The sequence below is a fragment of the Flavobacterium ginsenosidimutans genome, from assembly GCF_037478105.1.
In the GTDB taxonomy this organism is placed as follows: domain Bacteria; phylum Bacteroidota; class Bacteroidia; order Flavobacteriales; family Flavobacteriaceae; genus Flavobacterium; species Flavobacterium ginsenosidimutans.
This window is the reverse complement of the sequence record NZ_CP147988.1, coordinates 2969318-2981904: the sequence shown is the minus strand read 5'-3', so window position 1 is coordinate 2981904 and position 12587 is coordinate 2969318. Positions and strand designations below refer to the sequence as shown.

13 protein-coding genes are annotated in these 12587 nt (G+C 33.0%); 10 read left to right on the top strand and 3 right to left on the bottom strand.

Annotated elements, in window-relative coordinates; translation table 11 throughout:
• Positions 1-24 precede the first annotated feature (24 nt).
• Positions 25-1098, bottom strand: coding sequence for a magnesium/cobalt transporter CorA (gene corA / locus V6624_RS13125; RefSeq protein WP_338838827.1), 1074 nt, complete (start codon positions 1096-1098; stop codon positions 25-27).
• A gap of 194 nt (positions 1099-1292) precedes the next feature.
• Positions 1293-3173, bottom strand: a complete 1881-nt coding sequence (dnaK, locus tag V6624_RS13120) for a molecular chaperone DnaK (RefSeq protein WP_338838826.1) — start codon at positions 3171-3173, stop codon at positions 1293-1295.
• Between the two features lie 335 nt (positions 3174-3508).
• On the opposite strand from dnaK, the gene V6624_RS13115 reads away from it, so the two are divergent.
• From V6624_RS13115 to V6624_RS13085, 7 genes are all read left to right on the top strand, one after another.
• Positions 3509-4996 carry a TlpA disulfide reductase family protein gene (locus V6624_RS13115; RefSeq protein WP_338838825.1) on the top strand — a complete coding sequence of 496 codons (1488 nt, stop codon included), beginning with the start codon at positions 3509-3511 and terminating at the stop codon, positions 4994-4996.
• 7 nt (positions 4997-5003) lie between these two features.
• The gene (locus V6624_RS13110) at positions 5004-6305 is read left to right on the top strand and encodes a Na+/H+ antiporter (protein WP_338838824.1); all 1302 of its coding nucleotides are present in this window, start codon (positions 5004-5006) and stop codon (positions 6303-6305) included.
• 17 nt (positions 6306-6322) lie between these two features.
• Positions 6323-6790 (top strand): hypothetical protein, encoded by a 468-nt coding sequence (locus V6624_RS13105; RefSeq protein WP_338838822.1) that lies wholly within the window; start codon positions 6323-6325, stop codon positions 6788-6790.
• Positions 6791-6801: 11 nt separating this feature from the next.
• Positions 6802-7248: a nuclear transport factor 2 family protein gene (locus tag V6624_RS13100; RefSeq protein WP_338838820.1), complete on the top strand. Its 447-nt coding sequence runs from the start codon at positions 6802-6804 to the stop codon at positions 7246-7248.
• A 66-nt stretch (positions 7249-7314) separates the two neighbouring features.
• A complete protein-coding gene (locus V6624_RS13095; protein WP_338838819.1) occupies positions 7315-7776 on the top strand; it encodes an SRPBCC family protein in 462 nt (153 codons plus the stop codon).
• A 61-nt stretch (positions 7777-7837) separates the two neighbouring features.
• Positions 7838-8623 carry a TlpA disulfide reductase family protein gene (locus V6624_RS13090; RefSeq protein WP_338838817.1) on the top strand — a complete coding sequence of 262 codons (786 nt, stop codon included), beginning with the start codon at positions 7838-7840 and terminating at the stop codon, positions 8621-8623.
• A gap of 122 nt (positions 8624-8745) precedes the next feature.
• On the top strand, positions 8746-9183 hold the full coding sequence (locus tag V6624_RS13085; RefSeq protein WP_057122622.1) for an acyl-CoA thioesterase: 438 nt from the start codon (positions 8746-8748) through the stop codon (positions 9181-9183).
• Between the two features lie 96 nt (positions 9184-9279).
• On the opposite strand, the gene V6624_RS13080 is transcribed toward V6624_RS13085, so the two are convergent.
• Positions 9280-9972, bottom strand: a complete 693-nt coding sequence (locus V6624_RS13080; protein ID WP_338838815.1) for a hypothetical protein — start codon at positions 9970-9972, stop codon at positions 9280-9282.
• A gap of 283 nt (positions 9973-10255) precedes the next feature.
• Between V6624_RS13080 and V6624_RS13075 the strand changes: the two genes are divergently transcribed.
• The 3 genes from V6624_RS13075 (at position 10256) to V6624_RS13065 (ending at position 12585) form a co-directional block, all read left to right on the top strand.
• Entirely contained in the window at positions 10256-11245 is a 990-nt protein-coding gene (locus V6624_RS13075) for an alpha/beta hydrolase (protein ID WP_338838813.1), read from the top strand.
• Positions 11246-11324: 79 nt separating this feature from the next.
• On the top strand, positions 11325-11714 hold the full coding sequence (locus tag V6624_RS13070) for a DUF1398 domain-containing protein (RefSeq protein WP_111283643.1): 390 nt from the start codon (positions 11325-11327) through the stop codon (positions 11712-11714).
• A gap of 13 nt (positions 11715-11727) precedes the next feature.
• Complete coding sequence (locus V6624_RS13065; RefSeq protein ID WP_338838811.1) at positions 11728-12585, top strand: ThuA domain-containing protein; 858 nt, start codon at positions 11728-11730, stop codon at positions 12583-12585.
• Positions 12586-12587 lie beyond the last annotated feature (2 nt).

Genomic DNA, 12587 nt, shown 5'->3' with positions numbered 1-12587 from the left:
CATTCTTCCAAAACAGAACAAACGTTAAAACCAGCGTCGTTTCTTAAAATAAATGATTAGGGCTAATACCAACAAAAACATTACGCCCATCACTACAAAATAGCCATTTTGCATTTTGAGTTCTGGCATATTTTCAAAGTTCATTCCGTACACTCCCACAATAAAAGTAAGCGGAATAAATATAGCTGAAATGATGGTCAGCGTTTTCATGATTTCGTTCATTTTTCGGCTTTGTTCCGAAAAATAAAAGTTCGAGGCACTTTCTAAAGAACTCATATCTGATTCTATTTGATCCAAAAGCTCCAAACTTTTTTGATGCAGTCTAATAAAGAAATTGAAAGTGTCTTTCTGAATTAAACCATTATCTTCATCGTCGTCTTTTTTCGTTTTCAAATAATAAAGCGAATCTCGAAGCGGTACTATAGAACGCTTTAGAAAATTCAAGTTATCTCTGTGATTTTCAATTTTTTCTAAAATAACAGGTTTCGCTTCTTTTTTTGTCAAATTGATTAATTCTTCAATCTTATCTTCTTCGTCTTCCAATGTGATGTAGAAATTCTCCATTACAGCGTCTAAAAGTAAATACAAGAGGTAATCAACCTTTTTAGTTCTAACTATTCCTGCATGCGTACGCAAACGCTCGCGAATGTGTGTAAAGAAATCGCTTCTCTTTTCTTGAAAAGAAATTAAGATTCCGTCTTTTAATATAAAACTTAACTGTTCTACACTAATATTATCTGAATATTCAGAAGGAAGGAGCGATTTTATATTAAAGAACAAAATATCTTGCTGTTCTTCTAATTTGGTTCTCTTAGTAGTATTTAAAATATCGGCAAGTAGGAAATCATCAATTTTGAAATGCGCACCAATTGTTTTTATAAGATTGATATCATTTAAACCGTGAATATTGAGCCAATTGTTTTTGGTGTAATCAAAACAAGAATTTAAAGCTAAAACTGTAAACTTATCGTATTCTATAACATCTGCGTCATTATATACAAAAAGCTGCATTTCTGTTTCGTGCTCTTTATGCGTGCCAGTATACTCTAAAGTAATGTGTTGCAGCTTACGTCCTTTCTTGTATTTGATCTTTCTCATCCATGAAATTTTACAATAGTAATATTACGAAAAAGAATCTGAACAGGAAATGACATTTATCAGTTTGTGCAAAACCTAGACTTAGACGCACTGCAGTGCGTCTCTACAGTAATTCATACCCATAAAAAAACCGAGTCATTTCTGACTCGGTTTTATATCTTAATACTTTGCACTAATTACTTAGTACTAAAGAATTACTTAACCTCTTCGAATTCAACGTCTTCAACATTGTCTCCAGATTGCTCTTGTTGTGGAGCAGCTTGTTGAGCGTCACCACCTTGAGCGTACATTGCTTCTGTAGCTGTTTTCCATGCTGCATTTACATTGTCTAATCCTTTTTGGATTGCCTCAAGATCTTGAGATTGGTGAGCGAATCTTAATTCAGTTAAAGCAAATTCGATAGCTGTTTTTTGATCGTCTGTCAATTTATCTCCTAACTCTTTCAATTGAGATTCAGTTTGGAAGATAGTACTGTCAGCTTCGTTCAATTTCTCAGCTCTTTCTTTTGCAATTCTGTCAGCATCAGCATTAGCTTCAGCATCTTTTTTCATTTTTTCGATTTCTTCAGCTGTTAATCCAGAAGAAGCTTCGATACGGATATCGTGAGATTTTCCTGTTCCTTTATCAGTTGCAGAAACTTTGATGATACCATTAGCATCGATATCGAAAGTTACTTCGATTTGAGGAACTCCTCTTGGTGCTGGTGGAATACCATCTAAGTGGAAACGACCGATAGTTTTGTTATCAGCAGCCATAGCTCTTTCTCCTTGTAATACGTGGATTTCAACAGATGGTTGAGAATCAGCAGCAGTAGAGAATACTTGAGATTTTTTAGTTGGAATAGTTGTGTTAGACTCGATTAATTTAGTCAATACACCACCCATAGTTTCGATACCTAAAGAAAGAGGCGTTACGTCAAGTAACAATACATCTTTTACATCTCCAGATAAAACTCCACCTTGAATAGCAGCTCCAATAGCAACAACCTCATCAGGGTTAACGCCTTTAGAAGCTTTTTTACCGAAGAATTTTTCAACTTCATCAGCGATTCTTGGCATACGAGTAGAACCTCCTACAAGGATTACTTCGTCGATATCAGATGTAGATAAACCTGCATCTTTTAATGCTTTAGCAACTGGCTCCATAGAACGTTTTACTAAAGAATCAGATAATTGCTCAAATTTAGCTCTAGATAATTTTTTCACTAAGTGTTTTGGTCCAGAAGCAGTAGCAGTTACGTATGGTAAGTTGATTTCTGTTTCAGCAGAAGATGATAATTCAATCTTAGCTTTCTCAGCAGCTTCTTTTAAACGTTGTAATGACATTGGATCTAAACGTAAATCAATACCTTCTTCAGATTTGAATTCGTCAGCTAACCAGTCAATAATAACTTGGTCAAAATCATCACCACCTAAGTGAGTATCACCATTTGTAGATAATACTTCAAATACACCATCTCCTAATTCAAGAACAGAGATATCAAAAGTACCTCCACCTAAATCGTAAACAGCAATTTTTTGATCATTTCCTTTTTTATCTAATCCGTAAGCAAGTGCAGCAGCAGTTGGCTCGTTGATGATACGCATAACTTTAAGACCAGCGATTTCACCAGCTTCTTTAGTAGCTTGACGTTGCGCATCGTTAAAGTAAGCAGGAACTGTAATAACTGCCTCAGTTACTGTTTGACCTAAATAGTCTTCAGCAGTTTTTTTCATTTTTTGAAGTGTCATTGCAGACAATTCTTGAGCAGTGTATAAACGACCGTCAATATCCACACGTGGAGTATTGTTGTCACCTTTTACAACACTGTAAGGAACTCTTTTTGCCTCTTCTTGAGTTTCAGCAAAAGTGTGTCCCATAAAACGTTTAATAGAAGCAATCGTTTTTGTAGGATTCGTTACTGCTTGTCTTTTTGCAGGATCACCTACTTTAATTTCTCCACCTTCAACAAAAGCGATGATAGATGGTGTAGTTCTTTTTCCTTCTGCGTTAGGGATAACAACTGCTTCGTTACCTTCCATTACAGAAACACAAGAGTTCGTCGTACCTAAGTCAATTCCGATTATTTTACCCATTTTTTATATATTTAATTTTTGATTTAATTTTATTAACTCAGGTGGCATAAGTCAATCTTTGTGCCAATATAAAAAACCAAATAAAATTGTCAGTTTTCATATTGGCAGAGGAAAAACCATCTGACAACATGACATTTTTCAAGACTGACAGATATGGCAAACCACTATTTTTCATGTCATTATTAGAGAAAGTGTCTCATAATATTTTTTCAATAATGACTCTTCAAAAACAAAATTTCATATAAATCAAAAAAACACAATATTTGAAAAACGTTCTTTTATCATATAAATAATTTATATTTGAAATAAGCAAAACCTGATTAAAACGTAAAAAAATGAAGTTAACTCAGTTTATTTTAATACTACTGTTCTCCTCCTTCGCTATTGGTCAGGGAAAAAAGAACGAAATAAAAATCACAGGAAAAATCACAGGAAAAATTCCGGATATCATTGAATATACTTTACCAATTCACGGAATCGATTATTTTGGATTTACAGATTCTGCTCAAATCGATTCGTCTGGCAATTTTCAAATCACTATTCCTTTAGAAAAACCTTCTTTTATTGATTTATCAAACAGTTATAAATCTTACGGAACTTTAATTATAGAACCTGGAATGACTTATAAAGTCAGCATCAATACTGAAGCTTCTGAAAACAAATTTGTAGTGGAATCTCCGAACCAAAAAGGCCAAATACTTTACAACCAGATTCCAAATCGAAGCATGATTGTAGGCGGTCATTTTGAATTGGAAACAAAAAAATATACACAAGACAGTGTTCCTTCAGAAATAAAACAAAAAATAGAACAAAGCAAAGAAGCTGAAATGGCTGGGTTTAAAAAGCTTCTGAAAGAAAAAGTAATCTCAAAAGATTTTTACAATCTCGTAGAAACAGACCGAGATTATTTTAATAAAGGAATCCAAGGAGGTCTCGCATTTATTAATTATTTGCTTGTCGCACAAAATAAAAATAAACTTTCCAAGGAACAATTTAGTGAAATGTGGAAAGAGATTTTTCAGTCAAATCCTGTTACAAATCCTAAGCTTTTAAGTTCGCCGTGGTTTTATTTTTATATCGAAAATTATCTCCGTTACAACGAATTAATTCTTGAAAAAGTAGACACTAAAATAATAGCTGAATTTCAGAAAAAAGGTCAGATTCATACTCATAATATAGACAACGCAAAAAAATATTTATCTGGACTTCAGCTAGAATATTATTTCGCCGCTTATGTTTATTATGAAGCGATAAATAATAATTACGAAAAAGAATTGATTACACTTTTTGAGCAATTTAAAAAAGAATATCCTTCAAGTCCATATAAACACTTTTTGGAGCCTGTAATTATGCCAATTATTGCCTTTCATAAAAAACAAGCGGGGCCATTAAACGAAAAAATTAATTTTATAGCTAATTCTTCCAATCTTAATTCTGTAAATGATGTTTTAAAAAGTTTGAATGGAAAACAATATTATGTTGACATTTGGGCAACATGGTGCAGTCCGTGTAAAGCCGAATTTAAAGACAATGCTAAACTTTATGAATTATTAAAATCAAAAAACATTACTATGGTTTATATTTCTATCGACAAAGAAAGCAGAGAAAAGCAATGGAAAGAAATGATTCATTTTTATAATTTAGAAGGATATCATATCAGGGTAAACGAAAAATTAGATGCCAATTTAAGAAGCTTATACGGCAATCAGTCTATGGGAATTCCGTGGCATTTTTTGACTGATGAAAACGGAAATATTGTAAAGAAAAATGTTAGCGGACCTTCTGAAATTGAAAATTTAGAAAAACAATTAAGTAATAATTAATGCCCGAATGGAGAATTACACCATCATCATTTTCATATTAGCCATCGTTATTGGTTTATCAGCATTTGCAGAAAAGTCAAAACTACCTTATCCTATTCTTTTAGTTATTGTGGGAATCCTGATTGGTTTTGTTCCAACAATGCAGGAAATCGAAATCAATCCGGAAATTATTTTCTTGATATTTCTTCCGCCATTGTTATATGATGCTTCTTTCAATATTTCACCCAAACATTTTAAAACGAATCTTAGCACTATTAGTACATTGGCAATTCCGCTTGTATTTCTTACTACATTTTGGATTGCAGTTGTTTCTCACTACATGATTCCAGGCATGACATGGCCTTTGGCTTTTGTTCTAGGCGCTATTCTCTCAGCTACAGACGCTGTTGCAGCAGTAAACATTACAAAAGGTCTTGGTTTACCCGAAAAAACACTTACAATATTAGAAGGCGAAAGTCTTATAAATGATGCCTCTGCTCTTGTTGCTTATCGCTTTGCCGTTGCGACCGCAATGGGTTCTGCCTTTATTATTTGGAAAGCAGCCCTAAACTTTGCTTTATTGCTTGGAGGAGGTTTTTTGGTTGGTTTTGTAATGAGTAAAATCCTTGCTTTTATTCTTGGAAAAGTTCGCAAAAACATAAATGTAACGGTTAGCTTTATGCTTTTAATGCCATTTGTTACCTATCTAGTTGCTGAACATTTGCATGTTTCTGGAGTAATTGCAGTTGTTATTCTAGGTTTAGCAATGGCGCGTTTGAGCAATAAAATCTTTCCCGAAAATTTAAAAAACAATTCGAAAAGCCTTTGGGATGTTATTATTTTTTTACTCAACGGATTGATTTTCATTTTAATCGGACTCAATTTTCGATATATTTTAAAAGACATTGACGATGGTATGATTTTACCCTATATTGGTTATGCCGTAATCATTACAATCGTTGCATTATTAACTAGAATGACAAGAGTTTTTTTTCAAAAGAAAAACCTGCAAAAGGCCTTTTTAAACAATAAAAAAGGAAAACGAAAAGTCAGTGAGCATGCGCTACTCGATTTTGGCAATAGCTTAATTATAAGCTGGTCTGGTATGCGCGGCATTGTATCATTGGCAATCGCAATCGGACTTCCTAAATTCCTAGAAGACGGAACTCCTTTTCCTCATCGAAATGCTATTATTTTTATTTCGGTCGCAGTTGTATTATTGACTTTAATTGGACAAGGGCTAACACTGCCGTGGATTGTCAAAAAAATAAAAGAAATAGAAGAAAAAAAACAGCTAAACCAACAAATTCCCAAAACACATAATAACTAATTAAAACCAAAAAAAACATGGAACAAGAATTAAAAGGCCAATTTGATGAATTTGAAAAACCAGACATAATAAGACGCAAATTACTTCCGTGGTGGATAAAAGTCTTCTGCTGGATTTTTATGCTAATGGGCATAGGTGCCATTGGATCGCTAATTACAAATCTTTTTGTTCCAAATGTAAACTTATCTCTTTACGGTTTCTCTAGCGATACCGCTTATTCAGGAACAGGCCTTTTTATTATCGCTGTCATGCTTCTAAAAGCTTTTGCTGCATTTTCACTTTGGTTCGAAAAACCAAATGCAATTATGATTGCTAAAATAGATGCCGTCGTAGGTATTGCAATATGTATCGCTTCCTTATTTATACTTCCTTTCAGTACTACTAATGGACACTTTTCTTTGCGTTTAGAAATTTTACTTCTAATTCCATATTACATGAAAGTAAATAAAATAGAATACGAATGGGATAATCTTGAAACTATTTAACCCCAAAACACATGAAAAACATTTTAATAATTCTCGCGCTCTCAATTAGCTTGATTTCCTGCAATAAAACAGCAAAAGCAGCATCAGAAAATGAAAAACTTGTAAGACAGTATTTTGATCTTTTCAATAAACATCAATGGAAGGAAATGTCCGATATGTATATTGAAAATGCTGAATTTAAAGATCCTACTTTTGGAATTGGCGTTAGAAGACAATCTAAGCAGGAAATTATAGAAAAATACGCTGGACTTGGAGCTTATTTCCCTAATATTGAAGATAAAATATTGCAAATTTATCCTTCAGGCGAAAAGAACGTTATTGTCGAATTTATTTCAACTGGAACTGGAATTGACAAATCAAAATTCACTTTACAAATCTGTACAATTTTCACTATCGAAAATGGAAAAATCACTCAAGATTTTACTTACTACGATAATTTTGAAAAAACAGCTGAATAATTGATTTATAAAAATAAACGTAACTTTATCATACCGCATTTTCGTTTAATTTAAAACTTTTCAGAAATGACTTTAGAGATTCTTTCCACAACGCCAGATTCAGAAATCGTGACCACACGAATTTTGAATTTCCCGCAAGAACTTGTTTTCAAAGCATGGAGCACGCCTGAACATTTGAAAAATTGGTGGGGACCAAAAGGTTTTACCAATACTTTTCATGAGTTTAATTTTTGCGAAGGCGGTAAATGGAGTTTTATTATGCATGGTCCAGAAGTGGGAAATTATGCCAACGAATGCGAATTCATCAAAATTGACAAACCTAATCTTATTGCATGGAAACGCCATTCTAAACCGCTTTTTCAAATCTTGACAACATTTGAAACTGTTGCCGAAAATCAAACCAAAGTAGTTTTTAAAATGCTTTTTGAAACCGAAGAAGAATGCCAGAAATTAAAGCCTTATGTTGTCGATAAAAATGAGGAGAACTTTGATAAACTGGAAGTTGAATTAGCAAAAATGAAATCATGAAAACTTAATTCCATATTTTTACAAATAATCATCAATCATTAAACAATCAAAAATCAATCACATGAAAAAAGTTCTTTTACTAGCAATTTTTCTAATTGCTCAATCATTTTATGCGCAAAACCAAATCGCGAAAAAACCTGAAACCGTTATTATTATTAACAACGAAATTGCCACAATGGATCAAGTTATGAAATATGGCAATGAGGGTTATGTCAAATCAATGAATAAAGGCGTTAGTGAAGAAAAGCGAAATGAACTAGCAAAAAAATTTGGCGATAAAATTGGCGATAGAGAGTTTATAGTGGTCGTAGAGGTTTTTACTGAGCAAGAAAAAATCGAAAACGATAAAAAGCTTAAAACCGATGTCGCAGAACAACAAACTCCAGCAAAACAAGAGCAATTTCTCTTAAATGTAAACGATAAAGCCAAAGACTTTACTTTAAAACTTGTTGACGGAAAAGAGGTAAAACTTTCTGATTTAAAAGGAAAAGTGGTACTTGTTAATTTTTGGGCTACTTGGTGCGCACCGTGCTTACAAGAGTTTTACGATATTCCATCAAAAATTCTAGAACCTTTCAAAAATGATAATTTTGTCTTTTTAGCCATTTCAAGCGGGGAAACTGAAACTGCAGTGGCTAAAAAAGTAGTGAAATTAAAAAAAGATGGTCTAGATTTTAATTTCGGTATTGATCCAAAGGAAATAATATGGAATCAATATGCAACGAATTCAATTCCTAAAAACTTTGTAATTGATCAAAACGGAATTATACAATATGTAGCAGTAGGAAATGCTGAAGGAAACCTAGACAAAATAGCAAGCGAAATCAAAAAACTACTTTCAAAATAGATTTATTGATAACCCATTTACAATCTGACAAGAAAAAAAATATATGCACGCATAGTAATTTTGTGCTATTCGTTTATATTTTATTCGTAATTTCGGTTCTTCAATAAAATACAATATTAAAAATGGCTTCATTTACAAAAGAAATATCTTTTCGCTGGTCAGATCTTGATCCAAATTTTCACGTTCGCCACAGCGCTTATTACGACTTTGGTGCGCAACATCGTATCGAAATTTTAGAAGAATTGGGTTTAACATTAAAAGTAATGCAAACGCAAGGTTTTGGTCCTGTTTTGTTCAGAGAAGAATGTGTTTTCAGAAAAGAATTAAAACTTTCAGACAAAATATTCATTCATACCAAAACTTCAAAAATGAAAGCCGATGCTTCTCGCTGGTCAATCATTCATGAATTTAGAAGAGAAGACGACACGCTTTGTGCGACAATTACTGTTGACGGCGCATGGATGGATACAAAGTTGAGAAAATTAGCTTCTCCAACGCCAGAAATTGCGATTCAAGCCTTGAGTATTTTCCCAAAAAGTGATGATTTTGTTGGTTTGTAAAAACGAATAATGATCTTAAATCAGAAAATCCCAAAAGCAATTTTAAATATTGTTTTTGGGATTTCTTCTTTCAAATCAAAAATTTATCTAGGCATATTATTCAAACTTTAATCCAAAATTCACTTTTTCAAAAGTTGTACTGCATGAAATTGCAAATCGCCCGATATTCAAAGTGCCGAAGATCCCTCCTACTGAATGTCCAGAATAAAATCCTCCAGCCGAAAATCGGTTAATCTGATATTTTAAAGCGATATCATTTACTCTTGAACTCAGCTGTCCAAAAGCAATTACATGCGGAATAATTTCATAGCTTCCAAAGGCTTTTGGAACCAGCTTTTGATAATAATCGAAACTTTCATCGGTTTCATAATCAATACTTGTCGAATGCAGATTTTCGAGATTTCCACCAATATAAGTGTTCTCAGAAAAATGCCAGGAAATACTAAAACCTGTAAAAGTTCCTTCGTAACCGCTCCTAGATTCGAGATAACCAATACCAATTGTGGCTCTGAATTTTTCGCAAATTTTTCCGATGTAACCAACATACGTTCGGTCAATTTCCGACTTATCAATTCCAGCACCTACAATAATATCGTCATCACACATATTAAAAGCATACTGAAAATAAGCCGAATATTGATCTTCATTTGCCGCGACAACGCTTCGGCCTTTATCAAGATCGATATTTGGTGAAATTAAGGTTGAGTTTATAACGGCGAAATCAAAAGTATTGAGTTCTTGGGCAAATGTGGGGACTGTGAGCAGGAATAAAAGTATCGTTTTTTTCATAATACTATTTTTTAGGCTTACAACATTCTTATATTAAAATTACGCACTATTTCACTATTAATGAAAGAATTTCCCTTAAGTGCCACATTACTCGTCAAAATGCATTATTTTCATAATCAATATCATTTAATCGATAAAACTTCAATAAATCATCGATTATTGACATCAAAAACAATGAAACCATTTTGAATGCTTTTTTTTGGATAACTTTAAGATTTTAGGTTTTGTTTTGAAAATGGATCGGTTTAACTTTATAAATCATAAAAAAACAAAAGTCCATCAAATGAAAATCCTGAAATTTTTACTGCTTTTCGTTCCTTTTTTCGCTTTATCTCAAGAAGGAAAAATTAAGTCTTTAGATATCAATTTAACAAATTATGAATATCCATTTCCCATGCACTTTTTAGAGTTAAGCAATCAGCGCCAAGCGTTTAAAATGGCTTACATGGATATTAAACCCGATAATTACAACAATAAAAATGTTGTTTTGCTTCACGGAAAAAATTTCAATGGCGCTTATTGGGAAACCACTATTAAAGCCTTAACAAAAGAGGGGTTTCGTGTCATTGTTCCAGATCAAATTGGTTTTGGAAAATCTACAAAACCTAACAATTTCCAATATACTTTTCAGCAATTAGCCGAAAATACCAAAAGGCTTTTAGATCATTTAGGAATTCAAAAAACAACAATTTTAGGTCATTCTATGGGCGGAATGCTGGCGACACGTTTTGCTTTGATGTATCCTGAAACTACAGAAAAATTAGTTTTAGAAAACCCTATTGGCTTGGAAGATTGGAAATTGATTGTTCCTTACAAACCTGTTGATTGGTGGTACGAATCGGAATTGAAACAGAATTACGAAGGCATTAAAAAATACCAAATGGCGAATTATTATGACGGAAAATGGAATCCCGATTATCAAAAATGGGCTGAACTTGGTGCTGGATGGACAACTGCACCAGATTACGATCGTGTAGCTTGGAATTCTGCTCTTTTGTACGATATGATTTTTACGCAACCTGTTTTGTATGAATTCAAAAACATCAAAAGTCCGACACTTTTAATTATTGGAACGAGAGATAAAACGGCTTTAGGAAAACCTTTAGTTTCAGCTGAAATTCAAAAAACAATGGGTAATTATGCCGAATTGGGTAAAAAGACACAAAAGGCAATTCCGAACTCAAAATTGGCGGAAATTCCAAACACAGGACATTTGCCACATATTGAATCTTTTGATGCGTTTATAAAATCATTAATTGTATTTTTGAAATAAAAACTTTTTTGTTTGCCACGAATTATACTAATTCATGGCAAAATCTAAAATCTAAAATCAACAATCTAAAATTAAAAATATGTTTACAATAGAACAGATAAAAGAAGCACATTCAAAAGTAAAATCAGGCGCAGATTTTCCAAATTACATTCAGGATTTAATCATTTTAGGCGTAAAAGGATATGATACTTATGTGCATGACGGAAGCACTGTTTACTTCGGATTAAACAATTATACCGCTGCCGCTGAAGAAAAATATCCAGAAATTAAAGTAGCAGATTTTGCTAACAAAGAACTTTTTATCGAAAATTTGGTAAAACATCAGCACGGAGAAACCGATTATATGACTTTCTGCAATCATTGTGCGCAAGCTGGAATTGCAAAATGGCGCGTTGATATTGTTGAAATGACTTGTACTTATTTTGACAAATCGGAACATGAAATTTTAATCGAAAAAATTCCTGTTTAACCATTCACTATTCATGACTATTTTCAACCAAAACCACCAAACCACCTTTAAGAAAAGCATTTTACTTTTAGCTTTAATTGTTTCTTTCTTTGGCTTTTCCCAAAACAAAAAAGAACATTCAAAATTTAAAGCCATTGCTTTTTATACCGCAAAAAACGATCAGGCGCATATTAGTTTTGTGCATGAAGCCAATAAATACTTTCCGAAATTAGCGGCAGAAAATCATTTTCAGTACGATTCGACCAGCAATTGGGATAATTTAAATGCAAAGTTTTTGGCGAAATATCAAGTTGTTTTGTTTTTAGACACAAGACCTGAGAAAAAAGAACAGCGAGAAGCTTTTCAAAAATATATGGAAAACGGTGGCGGTTTCATTGGATTTCATTTTTCGGCATTTGCTTTAAATGATTCGAGTTATCCGCAAGATTGGAATTGGTATCACAACACTTTCTTGGGTTCTGGCGAATATGGAAGCAATACTTGGAAACCAACTTCGGCAGTTTTGAGAGTAGAAAATCAGCATTCTGTAACCAAAAATCTGCCTACAAAGTTTACTTCAGCTCCAAATGAATGGTACAGATGGTCGAATGATTTAACCAAAAATCCAGACATTGAAATTTTATTGGCTATTGATGAATCTAGTTTTCCATTAGGAACTGGTCCAAAAGCCCACGAAATCTGGCATAGCGGCTATTATCCAGTTGTTTGGATAAACAAAAAATATAAAATGCTGTACGTAAATATGGGACACAATGATATTGATTATGAAGGCGGAACAAACAAAACCTTATCATACACTTTTGAAAATAAAACACAAAGTCAGTTAATTTTAAATGCCTTGCTTTGGCTTGGAAATTCGAAGAAAAAATAAAA